General features: G+C 30.5%; 18 protein-coding genes and 2 other annotated features. Of the genes, 5 read left to right on the top strand and 13 right to left on the bottom strand.

Annotation, left to right across the window (positions count from 1 at the left end; all coding sequences use genetic code 11):
• Positions 1 to 262: 262 nt before the first annotated feature.
• The 7 genes from SOR60_RS09755 to SOR60_RS09725 all read right to left on the bottom strand — a co-directional run bounded on the left by SOR60_RS09755 (position 263) and on the right by SOR60_RS09725 (position 7,187).
• A complete protein-coding gene (locus SOR60_RS09755) occupies positions 263 to 2,335 on the bottom strand; it encodes a heavy metal translocating P-type ATPase (protein ID WP_176269564.1) in 2,073 nt (690 codons plus the stop codon).
• A gap of 1 nt (position 2,336) precedes the next feature.
• The gene (locus SOR60_RS09750) at positions 2,337 to 2,669 is read right to left on the bottom strand and encodes a DUF6110 family protein (RefSeq protein WP_154539657.1); all 333 of its coding nucleotides are present in this window, start codon (positions 2,667 to 2,669) and stop codon (positions 2,337 to 2,339) included.
• Between the two features lie 309 nt (positions 2,670 to 2,978).
• On the bottom strand, positions 2,979 to 3,185 hold the full coding sequence (locus tag SOR60_RS09745) for a hypothetical protein (RefSeq protein WP_235942759.1): 207 nt from the start codon (positions 3,183 to 3,185) through the stop codon (positions 2,979 to 2,981).
• Between the two features lie 17 nt (positions 3,186 to 3,202).
• Positions 3,203 to 5,359 (bottom strand): ferrous iron transport protein B, encoded by a 2,157-nt coding sequence (gene feoB, locus SOR60_RS09740; protein ID WP_154539661.1) that lies wholly within the window; start codon positions 5,357 to 5,359, stop codon positions 3,203 to 3,205.
• The gene (locus SOR60_RS09735) at positions 5,360 to 5,584 is read right to left on the bottom strand and encodes a FeoA family protein (RefSeq protein WP_154539663.1); all 225 of its coding nucleotides are present in this window, start codon (positions 5,582 to 5,584) and stop codon (positions 5,360 to 5,362) included.
• Positions 5,584 to 5,805, bottom strand: a complete 222-nt coding sequence (locus tag SOR60_RS09730; protein WP_154539665.1) for a FeoA family protein — start codon at positions 5,803 to 5,805, stop codon at positions 5,584 to 5,586. Before SOR60_RS09730 ends, SOR60_RS09735 begins: the two co-directional genes overlap by 1 nt.
• A 518-nt stretch (positions 5,806 to 6,323) precedes the next feature.
• Positions 6,324 to 7,187, bottom strand: a complete 864-nt coding sequence (locus SOR60_RS09725; RefSeq protein WP_320595835.1) for a DegV family protein — start codon at positions 7,185 to 7,187, stop codon at positions 6,324 to 6,326.
• A gap of 335 nt (positions 7,188 to 7,522) precedes the next feature.
• Positions 7,523 to 7,765 (top strand) — a binding site (T-box leader).
• Between the two features lie 51 nt (positions 7,766 to 7,816).
• Between SOR60_RS09725 and SOR60_RS09720 the strand changes: the two genes are divergently transcribed.
• The 5 genes from SOR60_RS09720 (at position 7,817) to SOR60_RS09700 (ending at position 14,512) form a co-directional block, all read left to right on the top strand.
• Complete coding sequence (locus SOR60_RS09720; RefSeq protein ID WP_320595834.1) at positions 7,817 to 9,004, top strand: hypothetical protein; 1,188 nt, start codon at positions 7,817 to 7,819, stop codon at positions 9,002 to 9,004.
• A 216-nt stretch (positions 9,005 to 9,220) separates the two neighbouring features.
• Positions 9,221 to 9,457, top strand: a binding site (T-box leader).
• 66 nt (positions 9,458 to 9,523) lie between these two features.
• A complete protein-coding gene (locus tag SOR60_RS09715) occupies positions 9,524 to 10,696 on the top strand; it encodes a hypothetical protein (protein ID WP_154539669.1) in 1,173 nt (390 codons plus the stop codon).
• Between the two features lie 35 nt (positions 10,697 to 10,731).
• Positions 10,732 to 11,793 carry a branched-chain amino acid aminotransferase gene (locus SOR60_RS09710; protein ID WP_154539671.1) on the top strand — a complete coding sequence of 354 codons (1,062 nt, stop codon included), beginning with the start codon at positions 10,732 to 10,734 and terminating at the stop codon, positions 11,791 to 11,793.
• Positions 11,794 to 11,802: 9 nt separating this feature from the next.
• Positions 11,803 to 12,933, top strand: a complete 1,131-nt coding sequence (locus SOR60_RS09705) for an iron-containing alcohol dehydrogenase family protein (protein WP_176269565.1) — start codon at positions 11,803 to 11,805, stop codon at positions 12,931 to 12,933.
• 532 nt (positions 12,934 to 13,465) lie between these two features.
• The gene (locus tag SOR60_RS09700) at positions 13,466 to 14,512 is read left to right on the top strand and encodes an endonuclease/exonuclease/phosphatase family protein (protein WP_176269566.1); all 1,047 of its coding nucleotides are present in this window, start codon (positions 13,466 to 13,468) and stop codon (positions 14,510 to 14,512) included.
• A 46-nt stretch (positions 14,513 to 14,558) separates the two neighbouring features.
• On the opposite strand, the gene SOR60_RS10600 is transcribed toward SOR60_RS09700, so the two are convergent.
• From SOR60_RS10600 to SOR60_RS09670, 6 genes are all read right to left on the bottom strand, one after another.
• On the bottom strand, positions 14,559 to 16,226 hold the full coding sequence (locus SOR60_RS10600) for an ABC transporter permease (protein WP_176269567.1): 1,668 nt from the start codon (positions 16,224 to 16,226) through the stop codon (positions 14,559 to 14,561).
• On the bottom strand, positions 16,216 to 17,292 hold the full coding sequence (locus SOR60_RS09690; protein WP_154539679.1) for an ABC transporter ATP-binding protein: 1,077 nt from the start codon (positions 17,290 to 17,292) through the stop codon (positions 16,216 to 16,218). The genes SOR60_RS10600 and SOR60_RS09690 overlap by 11 nt, the downstream gene beginning before the upstream one ends.
• Positions 17,293 to 17,296: 4 nt before the next feature.
• Positions 17,297 to 18,352: an extracellular solute-binding protein gene (locus tag SOR60_RS09685; RefSeq protein ID WP_320595833.1), complete on the bottom strand. Its 1,056-nt coding sequence runs from the start codon at positions 18,350 to 18,352 to the stop codon at positions 17,297 to 17,299.
• Between the two features lie 128 nt (positions 18,353 to 18,480).
• The gene (locus tag SOR60_RS09680) at positions 18,481 to 19,230 is read right to left on the bottom strand and encodes a response regulator transcription factor (protein WP_320595832.1); all 750 of its coding nucleotides are present in this window, start codon (positions 19,228 to 19,230) and stop codon (positions 18,481 to 18,483) included.
• Positions 19,231 to 19,232: 2 nt separating this feature from the next.
• Complete coding sequence (locus SOR60_RS09675; protein ID WP_320595831.1) at positions 19,233 to 20,813, bottom strand: sensor histidine kinase; 1,581 nt, start codon at positions 20,811 to 20,813, stop codon at positions 19,233 to 19,235.
• Between the two features lie 20 nt (positions 20,814 to 20,833).
• A complete protein-coding gene (locus tag SOR60_RS09670; RefSeq protein ID WP_320595830.1) occupies positions 20,834 to 21,610 on the bottom strand; it encodes a Cof-type HAD-IIB family hydrolase in 777 nt (258 codons plus the stop codon).
• Positions 21,611 to 21,646: the final 36 nt, after the last annotated feature.

Raw genomic sequence — 21,646 nt, 5'->3', positions numbered from 1 at the left:
TGGATTTTTAAAAAATGCTGGAATGAACCCTGGCTTATTGTTAGTTTTAGCAAAAATCGAGTTTTATTTTGCAACCATAATTTGCCTTTATGTTTTAATTAGATTTGTAATAAATTTTGTAAAAGTCAAAAATTAGAGGAGGAGATATGAATATTAAAGAAAGTATTAAAATAATTGACACCTACCTAGACCTTGATAGTGCATAAAGGGACGTTCACGCCATGCACTTTATCAGTGCAAATAATGAACGTCCCTTTATGCACTAACTGTATTGTCTCATATTATCACTTGCTATCATTACCGTAGATATATTGTGTAATAAAGCTGATTGGGTATTAGTCAAAATCCTTGATACCCCTAATCCAATAAGTAAGGAGTTTATAACTATAATTTTTTCATAATCCCTCCTCACCCTCTTATCTACAGCCTTTGAAAGCTTTATTAAATCAACTAACTCTTTTAAGCTGTCTGTTTTTATAGAAACATCAGCAATTTCTTTGGCAAGATCTGCCCCTTTTGACATTGATATACCAACATCTGCCTTTGATAAGGCTATAGAGTCATTAACCCCATCTCCTACCATTACTACCGTTCTACCCTCATCTTTCATTTTTTCGATATAAGAAAGCTTATCTTCTGGAAGTACTTGGGACTTATAGTAGTCAAGGTCAAGTCTTTTACTTACAGCACTTGCAGCATTTTCCGCATCTCCTGTAAGCATGGCTATATGCTTAAATCCTAAGTTTCTAAGACTTTTTATAGTATCTTTTGCATCTTCTCTCAATGGATCTTCTATACATAAAACAGCTATTAAGCTATTGTCAAAGGCCATAAATAAAAGTGAATATTCTTCCTTAAGTGAGTCTATAAGCTCTCTATTTTTATCACTTATAGGGATTTTTTCATCATCTAAAATAAAATGTTCACTTCCTATTAAGGCAGGCTTTCCATTGATTGTTGATTTTATACCATGAGCTAGAATATATTCGGGTTTTGAGTGCATTTCTTCATGGCGAAGATTTTTCTCTTTTGCCTTGTTCACAACCGCCCTTGCTATAGAGTGTGGAAAGTGTTCTTCAAGACAGGCTGCAATTCTTAATGCCTCATCAGCATTGGTATCTTCAAAGGTGATTACTTTTTTGACCTCTGGCTCTGACTTTGTCAAAGTTCCAGTTTTATCAAATACTATTGTGTCAGCTTTTGAGAGATTGTCAAAGTATTTTCCACCTTTAACGAGGACATTCGAATCAACAGCTTGGCTAATAGCTTTCATATAAGCAATAGGTATAGTAAGTTTTAAAGCACAGGAGTAATCAACCATCAAAAAGGCCTTAGCCTTTATAAAGTTACGGGTAAGAGCATAAGTGATACCTGCTCCAATAAAGGAATATTTTACAAGAGTATCGGCTGCATTTTCTGCCTTAATTTGAGTCTTGGACTTGTTTCTCTCACTATCTTCTATGAGCTTAATTATATGATTTAGCCTAGAATCATCATATTTGTTCATAGCCTTGACAAGGAGTTCTCCTTCTTCAAGAACAGTTCCAGCAAAAACGGTCGATTTTTCATTTTTCTCAACTGATTTAGCTTCTCCTGTAAATGAAGCTTCATTTACCATACCTAGACCTGAGATAACTTCACCATCTACAGGAATTGTGTTTCCCATAGACACATATACAAGATCTCCTATTTCAACTTCCTTAAGATCAATTAAGACCCTTTTATCATCTCTTTTAACAAATACCTTGTCCACATTAAGGGCGAGAGATGATTTGAGATTTAGCCTTGATTTTTTCAAAGTGTAGTCTTCAAGCTCTTCACCTAAGGATAATAAAGCCATTATGCTAGCAGCATCTTTATATTCTCTAGTAAGAATGGATACTGAGATTGCTGTAGCATCAAGTAAGTCAACATTCATCTTTCTTTCTTTAATTGAAATTAAGCCTTTTTTAATAAAGGGAATGGCACGTACTATGGTGAAAAAAGGTCTAAGCGGTATAGGCATTATATAGCCAAACAAAATCCTTCTATAAGCTGCATCTCTTACTATATGAAAAACAGATCTTTCTTCTTGAGCAATGAAATCTACATCATCTATCTCAAAATCATCTAGACTTTTAGGGTCAAGATTTAGGATAAATCTTGCAACCATTGGAAGGGCTTCTTCCTCATATTTTACAACTATAGACTTAGCAAGCTTTGAAATTTCACAAGATTTAACCCCATCAAGATTTTCGATTTTATACTTTAATTTATTAATGTGAGAGTCTTCTAGGTAGTCTTTGTATATAAATCTAGACCTTTGGGGACATCTTGCCTTAAGACTTGCTCTCATCCTAATCCTCTTTTTCTTCTTTTATTTCTTTCTCAACTTCTTCTTTTGCTTCATCTTCTTTTGCTACTTTTTCTATATCTAGGTCTTCTTTTTTCTCGGCTTCAATTCTTTCTTCGATTTCGTTTTTTACCTTAGCTTCTGCTACTATATCATCTGTAGTCATCTTTATATTTTCAACTGTCTTATCGATTGAGCTTTTTGCCTTTAAACCTTGTCTTACTGTAGCTACTGCTGCCTTCTTAGCAGCCTTTGAACTTAAGGCTTTTGCTCCTAAAGCTCCTGCAACAACTCCAATTCCAGCACTTAAAATTTTCTTGTTAATCTTGATATTCATTTTTCTCTCCTTATAATGTTTATTATTTTAAAATGATTATAAACCCATCGCAAGATTTATGCAAACTTTTTTAATTTTATTTTAAATTTCACTAATAAAAATCTTTATTACTATCATTTCTTCTAGTCAGTGCAAAAAGGGACATTAATGATTTGCTCTATAAAATATCTGTTGTGAGTTTTTTTACACTTTTATTCTAAAAAAACTTTCCCAGCTTTTAACTAGGAAAGTTTTCTTAAATTTAAAAGCATATATAATTCTTAGAAGATTTTTATGTATGCTCGGCTATTTAAGTAGCCAAGCTTAAGATTAATCACAATAAGGGCATGATTTGCCTTTGTTTTTAACCTCCTTATGGTTTTTAACTTTACTATGGCATGAAGTACTGGAACAAGACTTAGATTCTGTACAATCCTTACACCCAAAGTTTGAACCTTCTTTAATAAACCTTGTATATATGATATATGAACATATAGCTAATATAACTAGTAAAAATATCCATGATTGTAAGTTCATAAAATCTTCCTTTCTGCTTATCTTCCTTGTTGTGCAAGCCTAACTTTATATTTTTTCTTCTTTTCCTTATATTTAACTGGTCTAAAGATTAGATATAAGATTCCAATCAAAACTATTACAGCAAGTATTGTCTTAATTGAGAATATTCCATATAAGAAGAAGTTTGCTAAGTTATAGAAGATAAATGCTATTGAATATGCAAAAATCATTTGGTATCCTATTGCAATTAGTGTCCACCTATTGTTGTTCATCTCAGTTTTTATAGCACCTACTGCTGCAAAACATGGCATGCAAAGCATATTAAATAGTAAGAATGAATATCCTGCAATAGGAGTTCCTATAGCCGCATTGAAAGCTGTGATAAGTTGTCTGTTTGTTTCATCAAGATCTGAACCAATTCCAAGAACAACACCCATTGTTGAAACTACGTTCTCTTTTGCTACAAAGCCTGTAATTGTTGCAACAGCTGATTGCCATTGTCCAAATCCTAAAGGTTTGAGCAAAACTGCTACATATCCACCAATAACTGCAAGAATTGAGTTCTCTGATTCTGCTTCAACCATATTAAAGCTAAAGTCAAAACTTGATAAAAACCAGATTATTATAGATGAAACAAGGATTATTGTTCCAGCTCTCTTTACAAAGGCCATACCTTTATTGAATACATCTCTTAACACTGAAGTAATTCTTGGTGCATGGTATGGAGGAAGCTCCATAACGAATGGTGCTGGTTCTGAAGCAAACTCTCTAAATTTCTTAAGGATAACACCTGAGATAATTACTGCAAATATACCTATTATATAAAATGAGAAGGTAACTAAGGCTTGCTCTTGCTCGAAGAATGCACCTGCTATAAGGGCAATTACTGGAAGTTTTGCAGAACATGGCATAAAAGATGTAGTCATGATTGTAATTCTTCTATCTCTTTGATTTTCAATAGTTCTTGAAGATTGGATTCCAGGAACTGAACAACCTGTACCAATCATTACAGGTATGAATGATTTACCAGAAAGTCCAAACTTTCTAAATACCCTATCCATTACGAATGCAACTCTTGCCATATATCCTATATCTTCAAGAATTGAAAGTAGGGCAAATAGTACAAGCATTTGTGGTAAGAATCCTAATACTGCACCAACACCTGCTATAATACCATCTGTAGCAAGACCTACCAAAACATCATTGATACCCAAATTTGTTAGAAAATCTGCCGTAGCTGGTGTAAGAGTATCTTCAAAGAACCCATTAGCTGCATCGGTTGCACCTGTACCCAAAGTTGATATAGCTATATAGTAAATTACAAACATAACTAAGGCAAAAATTGGAAGTCCCAAAATTCTATTTGTAACAATCTTATCAATCTTATCTGTAGTAGAAAGCTTTGGTGGAGCTTTCTTAAGTACACGCTCTGAAATATCCCCAAGCGCATCATATCTTTCTGTAGTTATTATGCCTTCTGCCACATCTTCTTCTTTTTGCTCAAAATCTTCTCTTAACTTGTTGATTTTGTCTTTTTGGCTTTGTGATAATTTTATACTTTCAAGCATATCATCATCATTTTCAAAAGCCTTAATTGAATAATACCTTAATAAATTTTTATCAGTTGAATCTTTAATTTCATTTTCGATTTCAGATAGGGCTTTTTCTAGTTCTTTTGAAAAAGTAAGTGGATGTGGGAAGTATTTTTTTCCATTACTTTTAACAATTTCTTTAACTAAAGCATCGGTTCCCTTTTTCTTGCTTGCTATAATTTCAACAACTGGACATCCCAAAAGCTCTGATAGTTTCTTTGTATCAATGATGTCTCCATTGTTTTTAACAATATCCATCATGTTTAGGGCAAGAATTGTAGGAATACCTAACTCTATTAATTGACTTGTAAGATATAGGTTTCTAACAAGGTTAGAACCATCTACAAGGTTTACTATAAGGTCTGGTCTATTTTCTACCAAGTATTGCCTAGAAACAACCTCTTCCATAGTATATGGTGAAAGAGAATAAATTCCTGGTAAATCTTGGATTATAATGTCCTTGTGACCTTTTAATCTTCCTTCCTTTTTATCAACAGTAACACCTGGCCAGTTACCAACCCTTTGATTTGAACCTGTAAGTTCATTAAAAAGTGTGGTCTTACCAGAGTTAGGGTTACCTGCTAAAGCAACAGTATAAGTCATTTAATCCTCCACTAGTATATTTTTTGCATCTTCTTTTCTTAAAGTTAGCTCGTAACCTCTTAGATTAACTTGTATAGGATCTCCTAATGGGGCGATTTTTCTAACATAAACTTCAGTATTTTTAGTAATACCCATATCCATAATTCTTCTTATGGTTGCTCCATCTCCCTTAATCTTTTTGATAATAGCCGTCTCTCCGACAGCAACATCCTTTAAAGTCTTCATTAGTTTAACTCCTTTACATAAATTCTTTTCGCTAAGTCTTTATTTAATGCATACTTACTATCATCAACCATGATAATGTAATTCACACCATCAAAGAAAAATAACTTAACTTTCTTTCCTTTAACAAATCCCAAATTTGAAAGGCGGTTTTTCACTTCGTCATTTCCCGTAATCTTTATAACTTCAACTTCTTGTTGATCTTTGCATAAAGTAATTGGCATTATTCCCTTCTTTCCTTACTATTAATACTAATAATGTGATTTATAGCTTATAATAATATGATTTATTGTAATAATAGTCAATATCAGCAATCCACCGAAAAATCAGATTTTATTATATAAATTACATTACTATAAAGATAATAGCTACATAAATAATATGTAAATATTGATATATATTATCAATATCTCTAATAAATATTATACAATTTATTTCTGATATTGAATATCAATATATTGACATTTTATCTTGAAACTTAAAATATATATAAAAAGTTTCTGACTTTTTTTATTTTTTTACTTTTTTAATTAATATTCATTGATATATAAGGATTTTGAAAAATAGAAATTTTCTTCTTTTTTTAATTATTTTTAAAACTATACTTACTTCGTTAAATGTTGTTAAATATTTCTTTAACTTTCCCATATATTTAGATACAAAAATAATTTATTATTCAGGAATTTGAATCATATTAGAATAAATATAAAATTATTTCCAATATAAAAAAAGCCCCTAGGGCTTAATATGGAAAAACAGAGCAAAATACAACCCCATCTCCTAAGTGTACTCCTATAACTGGAGTAACATCTATTATTTTAAAATCATTTGCCTTTTCTATTTCTTCTGCCAATCCTTCTTTTATAATCTCTATAGGCTCATCACTATCTGCCCCTCCTATTATAAGTTGGTAACTATCATATTTAGTACAAAGCTTCTTTACGTATTTAATTAGTTCCTTATAAGATTTTTTCTTTCCTGTTACTTTCTTTATAAGGGAAACTTCTCCATTTTCTATACATAAAACCGGTGAAAATGAAATTAGATTACCAAGTTTTGCTATAGACTTTGGCAATCTTCCTCCACGAGATAGGGCATCTAGATTTTTTACAACCCCACATACATTTACATATTTGAGGTTTTCTAGGCTCTTTTTATATATTTGCTCTAAACTTTCACCATCTTCAGCATATTTTGCAGCCTTTATTACAGGATAGATTGATGCTATTGTTGCAGTGTTAGTATCAATTATTTCAATGTTTGCATCCGATTTCTTTTCTAGAAACTCATCTTTTCCTATATGCATCATTTGATTCATACCTGTTAATTTTTTTGAAATCGAAAAAATCAAAAAGTCCCTATATCCCCTATCATATTCTTCTTCTAATAATTTTAAGAAATATCCTATTGATGGGATAGATGTAGTTACTTTCTCATCACTTGCCTTATATTTTTCTAAAAATTCACTTTTTGAAATCTCATATAGGTCTATGTATGATTTATCCTTAAAATTAATATTAAAAGGTAGGATGGATATTCCATACTCTTTTGCCATCTCTAAGTCTATATTGCAACCAGAATCTGCTATTATTTTTACTTTTTTCATATTTACCCCATTTATAATTTATTATTTATAGTTTATATATATTTAAAATTTTTTCTTATTTATATCAATTTTAACACTACTATACTTTCTAAAAGCCTTAAAACAATTATTTAATATAAATTTAACAGACAATGATGTAGACATTATAAGAATATTTATTTTATATTTATCACATAAATTTAATAAATATACTCCACATGAAATCAGTTTGGTTTTTATTGCTTAATAATTTATATTTATGTAATCAATATCCTATAAATAGCCTTTTTGTAAAATTTATTAATATTTTTCAAAAAAATATTTGCAATTTTAAAATTTAGTGTGTATAATTAGTTTTAATAGTTAGGAAGTGGAGCAGTAGTTAAGCTAATTTCTTAAGAGAGGTACTGTGTGGTGTAAAGTACTGAAATTACTTAATGAAACTAGCCACCAAGCTGGGTAGCTGAAATAAGAGTAGGTTATTCCGGGAACTCCCGTTACAGAGTTATTCATTATAATTGAGTGCATCGACTGATGAAGAAGAGTGGTACCGCGGGAGTAGTATAAATTTATTTAGATATTCACCTCTCGTCTCTTTGCTTAGGCAATAGAGACGAGAGGTTTTTTATTGCCAAATACTGGAGGAATATATGGAAAGAACAAGTAATAATTTTAAAAAAACTAGTATAGGTAGGAAACAGATTGTCCAATCAGGAGTTTTCTCCTTGGCCTTGATGATGTTTTCATCTCATGCTGGAGGTGGTTTTGCAACAGGAAATCAGGCTAATACATATTTTGTAGGATTTGGAAATATGGGTATTATTTCAGCTATATTTGCTATGTTTATCCTTAGTTTTGTTGTAAGGGAAGCAATTATAATGTATAGGGCAAATGATTTAAAGTCATATAAGGACTTGTTTAAATGTCTTTACCATCCATTCGATAAATTGTCTATCTTCTTTGAAATTTTCTATCAAATAATGGTTTTAATGGCAATTGCATCAGCAATTTCAGGTGCAGCTAGTGCTTTGAAAGAATATATGAACTTCAATTATGTAGTAGCTGCCATTATGGTTTCTGCTATAGTACTTTTTTTAGTAATTTTTGGAGCAGACTTTGTTAGAAAAATTTCTGCTGTTATGGGAATTGTTATTCTTGTCACAGCTATATCAATTTATATCATAGGAAGCTTTATGGGGGAAGGAATCTTTACAATTATGAAGGCTGACTTTATTGAAAATGGATTTAGTAATTTTCCTAAGGCTGGTATAAATTCATTTGTATATGCAGGTTTTCAATGTGTACAAATACCTTCGCTTATAGCATGTTCTAATGTTATAAATAATAAAAATGAAGCAAGCTTATCTATGAACATAGCCTTTATCATAAATTTTATAGCTTTGGTTTTATCAGTGACTATGCTTTTGTCATGGAGGAGTGTTTATATGAATGTTGATGGTGGAGAAGTTTTACCTACCTTGACATCAACCCAAGCTATGGGCTTTAAGTGGATGGGAATCTTCTACAGTATATCTTTGTTTATGTGCTTATTGTCAACAGCAGTGTCTATAGCCTATGGTTTTGTAGCAAACTTTGAAAATACCAAGGTAATTTCAATTATTAAAAGTGTAAAAATAAGAAGAGCTATAGTAGCTTTATTTATAATAAGCATTTCAATGTTTATATCAATGGTAGGCTTAACTAACATTATAAAATATGGATATGGCTATTGTGGATATATAGCTATAATATTTATCATAATTCCATTTATGACAGTTGGGGTGTATAAAAATAGAAAAATCTTTGAAAGGAAAATAGAAACTAAGATGAATACTTAATATTATATTAATAAGCCTTTAATAAAACTAAATAATTCTATCTTAAGCAAACACCTTACTTTAGGCTTTAGAAAAGATTGTTATAAAAATATTTTATAAAGTTTTATATATTTTTATAAGTCTAGATTTCAACATCTATTATTTTTTGGTAAAATTTTTGCATAAATTTAAAAATAATTGCTTGCTTTTTCATTTAAAAAGGTGTAATATATTTATTAACAAGTTTTGACGTGGAAAAGTAAGCTAGTTGAATTTAAAGAGAGGTACTATTTGGTGTGAAGTACTATGAAGACTAGGATGAAAAATCACCACCGAGCTATAATGCCCAAATTTTTGTAAGCATTATCGGGAACTCCCGTTACAGAGTTAATCATTATAATTGAGTGCATCAACTGATGAAATAGAGTGGTACCGCGGGAGTGGATTATTTAGTTTTAGTCTCTCGTCTCTAAGCCTTAGGCAATAGAGACGGGAGTTTTTTTATTGCCTTAGAAAATAATAAATTTTAAGGAGAAAAGAATGAAGTTAAGGAGAAATCTTTCAAAAAATGCAGTTGTTTCTATAGCCCTGATGCTATTTTCAGCCCATGCTGGCGGTGGATTTGCTACGGGTAACCAGGCCAATACATATTTTGTAGGACTTGGTTTTTGGGGAATATTTTCAGCCATCCTTGCCATGGTTATTTTGTGTGGGATGCTAAGGGAAGCTATGATTATGAAAAATAGTAGGAATCTTTCATCATACAAAGAAGTTTTTGAAAATCTTTATCACCCCTTTGATAAACTAGCTTACGCCTTCGAGGCCTTTTACCTAATCATGGTAGTTATGGTTATAGCAACTACCATATCATCTGCAGCAAGTGCCTTGAGTGATTCTTTTGGCTTTTCTTATAAGATAAGCCTTGTATTGATATCTGCCCTTATCCTTCTTATGGTCATGTTTGGAGCAAATCTTGTAAGAAAATTTGGGGCAGTAATGGGAATTTTAATCCTTGTAACAAGTCTTTCAATCTACTTTTATGGAAGCTTTTCTGTGGAAAATCCTTTAGGAAGGCTTACAAATGAATTTAGTCAAAATGGATTTTTACACTTTCCAAAGGCTATTGAAAATGGCTTTGTCTATGCTGGTTTTCAATGTGTACAAATACCTGCAATGATAGCTTGTTGTGGAGTTCTTAAAAATAAGGAAGAAGTTACAAGGTCTATGAATATATCAAGCCTAATAAACTCACTTGCCCTTGCCCTGTCAGTATTTATGCTTTTTGTATGGAAAGACTACTTCATGGGTATAGAAAATGGAGCAACTCTTCCTACCCTCACAGTCACCAAGGCACTTGAGAAAAATTGGATAAGCGTATTTTACCTAGTAAGTTTAATACTTTGTCTGATATCATCAGCAGTTACCATAACCTATGGTATGGTCGCAAGATTTGAAGAAAATGAAAAATTAAAGAAAATAAAAAATATAAAAGTTAGAAGACTTCTTCTATCACTTTTTATAGTATTAGGTTCTATGCTTATATCAAGTATAGGTCTTACAAATATAATAAAATATGGATATGGCTATTGTGGATATCTTGCAATATTCCTTATAATAATACCTTTCCTTACAATAGGGGCCTATAAAAATTATAAGTATATGCAAAAAGAAGAAAATAAGGTTGGAGAAAATATACAAATATCATTGGACTAAAAATAATATAGAAAATTTTACAAGAGAGGTAAATTATGGAATTTGAATTTGTCGAAAAAAAGGAACTTAAAGAAAAACCAAAAGAAAATCTAGGTTTTGGAAAATACTTTACAGACTATATGTTTGTTATGGATTACACAGAAGATAAGGGCTGGCACAACAAAAAGATTATCCCTTATGGAGATATCACAGTAAACCCATCAACTATGGTTCTCCACTATGCTCAAGAAACCTTTGAAGGTCTCAAAGCCTATAAGGGAAAAGATGGTAAAATATACCTATTTAGACCATATATGAATGCCAAAAGATTTAAAAACTCAAATGAGAGAATGTGTATGCCAGAAGTTAGTGAAGAACTTTTCGTAGACTCAATTAAAGAGCTTGTGAAAGTTGAAAAAGATTGGATTCCTGAAGGAGAAGGCGAAAGTCTTTATATAAGACCTTTTATGTTTGCCGATGAAGAGTCCCTTGGTGTTCACGTTGCCAAGTCATATAAATTTTTGGTAATACTTTCTCCAGTAGGAGCTTACTATCCAGAAGGAGTAAACCCTATTAAAATCTATGTAGAAGATGAATATGTAAGGGCAAGTGTTGGTGGAACTGGTTTTGTAAAGTGTGGTGGAAACTATGCGGCAAGCCTTATAGGGCAAAAAAAGGCAGAAAAACTAGGTTATACACAAGTACTATGGCTTGATGGAATACATAGAAAATATGTAGAAGAAGTCGGCTCTATGAATGCTATGTTTTTAATCGATGATACAGTGGTAACTGCACCAATTGAGGGAACAGTTCTTCCAGGAGTTACAAGAGATTCTATAATGACCTTGCTTAAAGACTTTGGCTACAAGGTAGAAGAAAAACATATGCATATAGATGAATTAATGAAAGCTGGACGTGAAGGAAGACTAAAAGAAGCCTTTGGTACAGGAACAGCCGCAGTAATCTCCCCTATAGGGGAACTTTACTACAAGGGTGAAGAAGTAATTGTAAATGACTTTAAAACAGGAGAACTAACTCAAAAACTTTACGACACCCTAACAGGAATCCAATGGGCTACAAAAGATGATAAGTATAAGTGGAGAGAAGAAGTCAGATAGGAGATAATAATGACAAGCGTAAATTTGACAAATTATAGCGTAAGCAGGAACAATTATAAGTCCTTGGCAAGAGTATGTAAAGATGAAAGGGTAGAAAATGTAGTAATAATCGGTGGTAAAAGGGCAATGAAGGCTGCAAATAGCCTTATAAAGGAGGCTTTACAAGATACAGAAATTAAAGTTTTGGGAGAGTTTGTATATGGTAAAAACTCAACCAATTCAAATATTGAAAAACTTCTTAAAAAAAACGAGGTAAAAGATGCCGATGTAGTATTTGCTGTAGGTGGTGGTAAGGCAATTGATACTGCCAAGGTTATAGCAGATAGGTTAAATAAGGACTGCTATTCCTTTCCAACAATCTGCTCAAACTGTTCATCTGCAACAGCAATTGCTGTAATTTATAATGATGATGGCTCCTTTTCCCACTATGAGGATAAGATAAAAGCACCAAGCCATATTTTTATAAATATAGAAATTCTAGCAAAGGCCCCTGAAATTTATATGTGGGCAGGAGTAGGTGATGGACTAAGCAAAGAAGCCGAAGTTTTATTTGCTATGAGAGGACAAGATTTAAACCACGTGGCAAAACTTGGTAAAGCCATTGCCAAATCTTGCCAAGAGCCTTTCTTAAAATATGGCCAACAAGCAATTGAAGATTGTAAAAACAATAAAAGCTCTAAGGCCATAGAAGAAGTCGCCATGGACATATTTATAAATACAGGAAATGTATCCAACCTAACCAACCAAAAAGACTTCTACTACAACTCATCTCTAGCTCACGCTTTTTACAATGCAAGCTGTTCAGTAAAAAGAGAAGGACACTTTGAACATGGAGAAGTAGTATCCTTCGGTGTACTTGTTCTTCACGCTTATGATAGAAATCTTAATGAACTTGATAAGATAGGAAGATTTAATAAAAAAGTAGGACTTCCTACAAAACTTTCTGACCTTAACTTAAAAATTGATGACCTTGAACAGATAGCAGATGAGGCCATGAAAACAAACGAGTGGAAAAAGGCGAAAGTAGAGCTTTCAAGAGAGAACTTTATAGAGGCTATAAAGGTAGCTGACCAATATGGTAAGGCCCTTGATGATGAAATGAAAATTGAAAAAGCAAGCTATGAAAAAATAGCTAAATAATATAAATAAACAAATCAAAATTTAAAATTAAATATTTTAATAAGTAAATACAAAACTAAAATTTATAAAAGGACTCTTGCAAATAATTTAATCCTTGCAAGAGTCCCTTATTTTTTATAATCTATATCTTGTAATACATTAATATAAAACATTATAGATTTTTATAAAAATTCCGAATCAATTCTAAAATAACAAAATTAAAGAAGAAATCAAAAAGTAAGGGATAATTAAGCCGTCCATAATTTAATAAAGCTATATCAGATAATGAAATCTTTTGTAGGTATTGCTATTTTGAATTTAAAGAAATTATCTAAAAGATAATATATCTATAATCTATAAGAAAAACTAGAAGATTTGTTTATAGCTGATATAAGTAGGTCTTAAAAAGCTTTCCAAAGCCTATACCCATAGCCTTAAAATAATCTTTTAAAAATTCCTTCATAATTCATTTTTCTTTCTATTCATTAGACTTAGAAAAATTATAATTTACCAAAATATTATAAAATGATAAAATATAAAAAAAGAGGTGCTTATGAAAAAAATATTAAAAATTTTAGCAGGTTTTATAGGAGTTGTTTTTATCTTATTTCTCATACTTCTATCCTATCTTTGGATAAGAGAATATAGACCAAAAGAAGTAGAAGATATAAAAGTTATGGGAAAAGCAGAAGAAGAGATTGAAAGTAATAAAGAATATAAGATTATGACTTGGAATATCGGCTATGCAGGTCTTGATAAGGATACAGACTTTTTTATGGATGGAGGAAATATGGTCTTTCCCATAGATAAAAGCCATGTAGAAAATGCTCTTGATAATATCTTAAAAATATCAAAAGAAATAGGTGCTGATTTTAAACTTTTTCAAGAAGTAGATAGGGATTCTAAAAGAAGCTACCATATAGACCAAGTTGAAATTCTAAAGGATAACTTGGGTGGAAATCTAGCCTTTGCCCTAAATTATAAGGTAGATTTTGTACCATTTCCATTGCCACCACTTGGAAAAATCACATCTGGAATCCTTACCCAAACCGAGAAAAAAATAGAAAAATCAGAAAGATACCAACAACCCATCCCCCACAAATTTCCAGTAAGACTTGCAAACCTTAAAAGAGGATTTTCCGCCTCCTACCTTCCAATAAAAGAAAGCGATAAGAAATTTGTCTTAGTAAATATCCACTTAGACGCATACGAGTCTGGAAACCAGGGAAGGCTTGCCCAAAGTAAGCAAATCATAGACTTTATAGATAGTGAATATAAAAAAGGAAACTATGTCCTTGTAGGAGGAGACTTCAATCAAGAACTTAGCGGAGTAAAAAAAGAAGTACCTGAAGGAATATGGGATCCAAGTCCCTTCCCTAAAGAATACCTAAAAGACTTTATGAAACTTCTTTATGGAGATAGCGAAACATCTGTTGTAAATGATAAACCATATACTGGAAAAGATGCCTATCTTTCTACCATAGATGGCTTTATAGTTACAGATAATATAGAAGTTAAAAATATAAAAACCATAAAAGAGCAAAACTTCCAATACTCCGACCACAATCCTGTTCTTTTGGAATTCAAACTTAAAAACTAAGAAAAAATTGTATGGATTTTTTACTTCCATACAATTTTTTAATTTCTTATATATTGGTATTTTTATTTTTCCCTAATAGGTTAAAACCTACGAGTGCTATAACTGTAAATATTGTCAAAAGGGTTGAAAGTGCTGCTGCTACTCCATAATTTCCTCTTACTACTTCTGTATATATGGCTACTGTCATAGTCTTTGTTTTGACATTTGTAAGAAGTATTGATGTTGAAAGTTCTGATATCAATGTTACAAATGATAAAATAGCACCTGAAATCAAGCCACTTGCCATCATCGGAACTGTGATTTTCAAGAAAGTTTTTAATTTACTTGCTCCAAGACTTATTGCAGCTTCTTCTATAACTATTGGAATTTGTTGTAGGGTTGAACTTGCAGATCTTAGTGTATAAGGCATTCTTCTTATTACAAAAGATATAATGATAATTTGTATTGTTCCTCCCATTGCCATAAATCCACTTCTTCCAAATCCATTTGCAAATGATTTTAAAAGTGATATACCTATTACAACTCCTGGTAATATAAATGGAATCATTGTAAATATATCTATCAAATTTGTAAAGAAATTTTTTCTTCTTACAACAAGATAAGATATTATAAGTGATAATACTATTATTACTAAAAGTGCTATTATTGGAAATACAATAGAATTTATAATTGAATTTCCAAGTCTTGATATAGCTGTTTGATAGCTTTTTAGTGAATATCCATCTATAAATATTTTTCCTGAAGTCTTTTTAAAGGATGTATATGTTAAATATATTTGTGGAAGAATTGATAAAAATACAACAATATACACTAATAAATGAGCAATTATATTTGCTGGTCCCTTTAATTGTTTTTTTGCAACAGGATTTAAGAAATTTGATGAATAAGCTGATTTTTCAGCAATCTTTTTTTGTATTATAAAGACTAAACTTGTAAATATAATAGCAATTACAGCAATAGCTGATGCAAAAGATTGATTTGTACCAACTTCTCCTACAAATTCGTTATATATTAGCACAGGAAATGTTCTATAACCTTCTCCAATAAGCATTGGTGTACCAAAATCAGACATACATCTCATAAAGACCAAAAGAGAACCTGCAAGCAATGATGGAACTATGAGGGGTAAAATTATTTTGAAAAATCTTCTAAGCCCCACACAACCTAAATTCTCACTTGCTTCTATTACGGATGCATCTATATTTTCAAAAGCAGACTTTGCATATAAGAATATTAATGGATAAAGTTGTAGCGAAAACACCAATAATATCCCTTTAAATCCATAAATCTCTGGGATTTTTATAGAAAATACATTTGATAGAAACTCAGTTATAATTCCACTTCTTCCAAGTAGCAATATCCAAGAATATGCCCCTATAAATGGTGCTGACATTGAAGCTATAACTATAATTATATTTAAGGCTGTATTTCCCTTTATCTTATACATACTCATAATATATGCAATTGGTGTTGCTAAAAGTATGGTAGATATTGTAGCTAGACTTGATATTTTCAAAGAGTTTAGGAGGGTTTGAAAATAGTAATTCTTGGAGAAAAATTTATGGAATTCATTGAAAGTAAATCCCTCTCCTTTTACATATACTGAAGATAGAAGCAATCTAATTATCGGATAAACTAAAAATAGCAAAAGTCCAATTAATATAACAATTGTAAAAATCTTCCATATATCTATATTCTTTTCTTTACTTTTCATAACTATCACCTACTAGATTTAGGCTACCATCTTTAGTAAAAACATTAATCTTTTCTTTTTTTATCTCAACAAAAACCTTATTATTTATAGTTTCTGTTTGATTTAGATATGATTCTTCTAAAACATCAATTTCTTCATCATTAGGATTTATCATATGAAAATGTGTATTTGCTCCCAAAAACACATGGTCTATAACCTTACATTCCATACCCTTATCACTTCTTATAAGATCTTCTGGCCTTACAGATAAGATTATCTCACAATCATCTGCTGTATTTAATTTCATATCTAATTTATAATCTTTGCTAATTTCTATTTTTTCATCTTTAGCATTATAGAAGGCTTTAATTTTATTATTTGTGCCTATAAAATTTGCAACAAAAGTATTGATTGGTTTGTGATATATTTCTCTTGCACTTGCACATTGTTGGATAACTCCATCTTTCATTACTGCAATTCTATCAGAAATCGCCATAGCTTCTTCCTGATCGTGTGTTACATATACCGTTGTAATTCCAACCTCTCTTTGAATTCTTCTTATAGTCTCTCTTAACTCTACTCTTAGTTTTGCATCAAGATTTGATAAGGGTTCATCCATGAGTAAAACATCAGGTTTTATTATTATAGCCCTTGCAAGGGCGACTCTTTGTTGTTGACCTCCAGATAAGGCTTGTGGTTTCTTTTCAGCATGTTCTTCTATTTGCATAAGTTTTAACATCTTGTCAGTTTCTTCTTTTATAGTTTGAGAATCTACTTTTCTTTCTCTTAAACCAAACTCGATATTTTTTCTTACTGTCATATTTGGAAATACGGCATAGTTTTGAAAAACCATTCCTATATTTCTTTTAGATGGATCCATATCATTTATTCTTTTGTCCCCAAAATAAAAATCTCCACCTTCTATTGAGTTAAAACCTGCAATCATTCTAAGAAGTGTTGTCTTACCACATCCTGAAGGACCAAGGAGAGTAAAAAACTCTCCATCCTTTATTTCAAGATTGATATGCTTTACAACTTCTCTGTCCCCATATTTTTTTACTGCATCTTTTATTAGAATTTTTGACATAAGCTTATCCTTGTATGTCTGCGAATATTTCTTTATATTTTTCTACTATTTCTTTTTGATGACTTGTGACATATTCATAATCTTCTTGATCAAGTTTTATATCCTTTAAATCTTTCATATAATCATTCATTTCAACATCATCTCTAACTGGTCTATTTGTTGTTTGACTTGCTAGAATTTGTTGTGCTTCTTTTGATGTTATAAAATCAATAAATTTCTTTGCATTTTCTTGGTTAGGTGCATTTTTAACTATAGCTGTAACTGATGGCAAGAAAATTGAACCCTCTTTCATATAAACTATATCAATATTATCAGCACCATCTTTTTTAAGTTGCATAACTGGATCTTCATAAGATAGCCCTACTGCCATCTCCCCATCTGCTACTGTCTTATATACTGATGATGAAGATGATTGGATTTTACCATCTACATTTGTAAATAAATCCTTAACATATTGCCAAGCTTTTTCATCTTCATATCCACCCATTACTTTTAACATATTTGTAAGATGACAAAATGCTGATGAAGATGAAGTAGGATCAGCTGTTGCGATTTTTCCTTTTAATTCAGGATTTAGTAAATCTTCATATCCCTCTATTTTTATATCCTTAACCAAATCTTTATTTATTATAATACAAGAACCATCTAATTTATCAGCGGCTGGTATAAACTCATTGTGTTGATATTCTTTTATAAGTTCACTGTCATTTGTTGAAACATATTCATCAAATAAATCTTTATTTTCATAAAAAAGACTATAAGCTGAACCCCATATTACATCTGCAACAGGTTGAGCCTTTTCTCCTTTTAATTTTGTGAAAAGTTCTCCTGTTCCTGCTTGTTGTAATTCTACATTTATTCCTGTACTTTCTTCAAATGCAGGTATAATTGAACTTACAATTCCCTCAGAATTTGGTGAATATACTACAAGAGTATTGGATGAATTTTCTTTAGTTTGTTTATCATTGCTTACATCCTTATCTCCACTATCATTAGATGAGCATGCTGTTAAGCTTATAGCAAGAGCCAATGATAAAATAGCAAATATTTTCTTCTTCATAATTTCCTCCAATTTTTTTATTATTGTTATTTGTTAATATAATTATATAAAATAAAAATCTCAAAAAGTATACAATCCACCAATAAAAGGTATACTTTTTGAGATAAAAAAACGTTTTTATATCTTTATCATATATTTTTGTTATATTTTCCAGGACTTATACCAACAAATTTTTTAAATACCTTAGAAAAATATTTTTGATTAGAAAATCCACACAAAAAAGCTATATCTATAATCATAAGTTCTGTATTTTCTAATAATTTTATAGCTTCTTTTATCCTTACCCTATTTAAATAGTCATTAAAAGTTATAGAAGTATATTCCTTAAACTTTTTATTTAACATAGATTCACTATAATTAAGTTTCTTTTCTAAATCACTTATTGAAATCTTCTCGCCGTAGTTTTTTTCTATATAAGCTATCATTTCAAGAGCAATATCAGATTTTTTATTTTCATTTTTTTCAATTCTTAATATATCTATATTATCTTCCTGATTTATAAAAGATTTTCTCATTTCATAAATATTTTTGGCAGTTATTAAAGACTTATTCAACTCTTCAATATCTATAGGTTTTAGAAGATAATCTGTAACTCCATACTTTATTGCCTTTTTTGCATAATCAAAATCATTATAACCTGAAACAATTATGGCTGAATATTCATAGTCCAGACTTTCTTTTATCATAGTAAGTCCATCCATCAAGGGCATAGAAATATCTGTAATAACAAGTTCTGGATTGAATTTCTTAATCTTTTCCAATCCTTCCAAGCCATTTTTTGCACTTTCTAAAACCTCCATCCCATATTTAGAAAAGGATGGTAAAATCTCAAGTTTCTTTCTTATAATTTCTTCGTCTTCTACTATTAAAACTCTCATACTTACACCTTAAAGCTAATTCTTACCATTACAAAATTATTTTCTACAAATTCAAGACTTGCATCCTTATATAAGATTTTCAGTCTTTTTAAAGTATTTTCCAATCCATGATGTTTGTCAGATAAAAATGAATTTTCGCTTTTTCTTATGACATTTTCATTTATTCTATCAATTTCATCTTTGGACAAAGCCTTACCCGAATCAATAGTATCAATATAGACTTTATCATCTTTTTTATATATATTTATCCTTATTTTTATAGTATTATCATCTCTAAAGCCGTATTTAAAGCTATTTTCTAATAAAGGCTCTAGAAACAATTTACAAACCATGACCTTGTTTAAATCATCCTCAACATTGATTTTTAAATCCATCCTGTTTTTATATTTAATTTTTTGGATTGCTATATAAAGATTCAAATATTCCAAATCTTCTTCCAAATGCAAAAAACTCAAATTATTTATTGAATATCTCAAAAGTTTGCTCAAATTGCTAATAAGTCTTTGGCACTCATCCCTATCTATATACATTTGATAAGAAATTATATCCAAAGTATTATATAGAAAATGAGGGTTAAATTGACTTTCCATAGTTCTAAATTCAGAAGCTTTTTTCTCATATTTTAAACTGACATTATTGCCTTCAAGCTTTTTGACATTTTCAATCAAAACATTTATATTATCAGCTATATATTTTGTTTCATCATCACTATCAATAATAATTTTATCATTTTCTCCCCTAGATACACCTCTTATAGCCTGGGTTAGGTTGTTAATGGATTTACTGATTTCAAAAGAAATTTTCTTGGTGAAAAATATTATAATAAGAATATAAACAAAAGATACCAAAGATAGGATAAAAAGCACTAAATAAAGCAAGTCTTTAGTAAAAAATTTTTTTTGCACATTATAAACCTTGAATTCTCCAAAATCTCCTTCTCTTTTTAGGTAGGAGTCCTTGAAGTCATTTATGCTATTATTTAAAGAGATGTTGGATAGGTTTCCTCCCTTTGCCAAGACTCTGTTATAAGAGTTGCTTATGATAAAGTTTTTGGAATAATTATTTAATATATTTTCAACACTCGCACAAGATATATCAAGACAAATTGAACCATTTCCAAAATCCTTAATATAAATCAAATTCATCTTTCCCTTATCATAATAGCTATAATACTTTTCCTTATCAAAAGATGAGAGCAAAATTTTTATATATTGGTCTTTTTCCTTAGTCAAAAAATTATTAAAAGAAATTGAATTAGTCCTATTCAACTCTTTATCATAAGCATGGAAAGAAAAATCAAGACCTTCCTTATTTCTCAAACCATAAACTTTCTCTATAAAATCACTATCTTTTTCATTAATAAAATCTAGGATATCATCTTTATTTTTATCAATAAATAAATCATTATCAGCAATTATTTCGTTGAATTTTTTACTTACAAAATCAAATTCTTTCTTATTATTTCTCCTGTCAACCCTCATCAAAATAAAATAATAAATAAGAACAAAAACAATTGAAATCATCAAAAAACTAATAATAAAATATTTAACCAAATTTTTATATATTTTATGTTCAAATTTCATACAAACTCATAAAATCTCGCCTATATAATATTCTTATCCTTTAGATAATAAAAAATACCATCACAATCTACACTTTTACATATATCATAAGAAATATTTTTCAAATCGTCTGAACCATTCGCCATGGCTATTCCATTTACTTCTTCAAACATTTGAAGGTCATTGTTTCCATCTCCAAAGGCGAGAGCCTCCTCTTTTTTGATTTTATAATATTCTAAAATCTTTCTTACTCCAAGTCCCTTTCCCCCGTCTTTAGGAATAATGTCAACAGCCCTATCCCACCAAGCTGCAATCTTTGCACCCCTTGTTCCTAGAAGTGCCCTATCATATTCTTCCTTTCTTATGGGCATATTTAGCTGGTAAATCTTGGTTTTTTGAGCAAAGGATATTAAGTCATCTATAAAATCCGGCTTATGATTTGAAAATCCAAAATACATACTCAAGGCATCATCAAAATAATCTGCCACATATGATTTTTTTCCTGCCATAGCAAGGGGCTTATCCATAGCCTTTGCATTTTCTATAAAATGTAGTACATCCTCATTTGTTAAAGGGTTTGAGAAAATTTCTTCTTTCTCATTAAAGCACAAAGAGCCATTAAAGCTTAAAAATGAATCAAAATCAACCCCTTCAAAGACAGGAATTTGAACAGGAGCTCTTCCTGTAGCAATACAAATATGAATCCCCTTATCTTTTAAGGAATTTAAGGCAATCTTTGTCTTTTCGCTTATACTATCCTTATCTAGGGAAATTAAGGTTCCGTCTATATCAAAAAATATTATCTTTATATCTGTCATTTATTCTCCTAATAGTTTCTCTTTTATTTATAATAT

The organism is Anaerococcus porci (assembly GCF_034090325.1).
Taxonomy (GTDB): domain Bacteria; phylum Bacillota; class Clostridia; order Tissierellales; family Peptoniphilaceae; genus Anaerococcus; species Anaerococcus porci.
The sequence above is the reverse complement of the archived record's forward strand: the minus strand, read 5'-3'. Positions and strand labels throughout refer to the sequence as shown.

Bases quoted from the DNA above. Each gene is read 5' to 3' on its own strand.
- SOR60_RS09755 (WP_176269564.1), bottom strand. From the start codon at position 2,335: ATGAGAGCAAGTCTTAAGGCAAGATGTCCCCAAAGGTCTAGATTTATA.
- SOR60_RS09750 (WP_154539657.1), bottom strand. From the start codon at position 2,669: ATGAATATCAAGATTAACAAGAAAATTTTAAGTGCTGGAATTGGAGTT.
- SOR60_RS09745 (WP_235942759.1), bottom strand. From the start codon at position 3,185: ATGAACTTACAATCATGGATATTTTTACTAGTTATATTAGCTATATGT.
- feoB (WP_154539661.1), bottom strand. From the start codon at position 5,359: ATGACTTATACTGTTGCTTTAGCAGGTAACCCTAACTCTGGTAAGACC.
- SOR60_RS09735 (WP_154539663.1), bottom strand. From the start codon at position 5,584: ATGAAGACTTTAAAGGATGTTGCTGTCGGAGAGACGGCTATTATCAAA.
- SOR60_RS09730 (WP_154539665.1), bottom strand. From the start codon at position 5,805: ATGCCAATTACTTTATGCAAAGATCAACAAGAAGTTGAAGTTATAAAG.
- SOR60_RS09725 (WP_320595835.1), bottom strand. From the start codon at position 7,187: ATGAAAAAAGTAAAAATAATAGCAGATTCTGGTTGCAATATAGACTTA.
- SOR60_RS09720 (WP_320595834.1), top strand. From the start codon at position 7,817: ATGGAAAGAACAAGTAATAATTTTAAAAAAACTAGTATAGGTAGGAAA.
- SOR60_RS09715 (WP_154539669.1), top strand. From the start codon at position 9,524: ATGAAGTTAAGGAGAAATCTTTCAAAAAATGCAGTTGTTTCTATAGCC.
- SOR60_RS09710 (WP_154539671.1), top strand. From the start codon at position 10,732: ATGGAATTTGAATTTGTCGAAAAAAAGGAACTTAAAGAAAAACCAAAA.
- SOR60_RS09705 (WP_176269565.1), top strand. From the start codon at position 11,803: ATGACAAGCGTAAATTTGACAAATTATAGCGTAAGCAGGAACAATTAT.
- SOR60_RS09700 (WP_176269566.1), top strand. From the start codon at position 13,466: ATGAAAAAAATATTAAAAATTTTAGCAGGTTTTATAGGAGTTGTTTTT.
- SOR60_RS10600 (WP_176269567.1), bottom strand. From the start codon at position 16,226: ATGAAAAGTAAAGAAAAGAATATAGATATATGGAAGATTTTTACAATT.
- SOR60_RS09690 (WP_154539679.1), bottom strand. From the start codon at position 17,292: ATGTCAAAAATTCTAATAAAAGATGCAGTAAAAAAATATGGGGACAGA.
- SOR60_RS09685 (WP_320595833.1), bottom strand. From the start codon at position 18,352: ATGAAGAAGAAAATATTTGCTATTTTATCATTGGCTCTTGCTATAAGC.
- SOR60_RS09680 (WP_320595832.1), bottom strand. From the start codon at position 19,230: ATGAGAGTTTTAATAGTAGAAGACGAAGAAATTATAAGAAAGAAACTT.
- SOR60_RS09675 (WP_320595831.1), bottom strand. From the start codon at position 20,813: ATGAAATTTGAACATAAAATATATAAAAATTTGGTTAAATATTTTATT.
- SOR60_RS09670 (WP_320595830.1), bottom strand. From the start codon at position 21,610: ATGACAGATATAAAGATAATATTTTTTGATATAGACGGAACCTTAATT.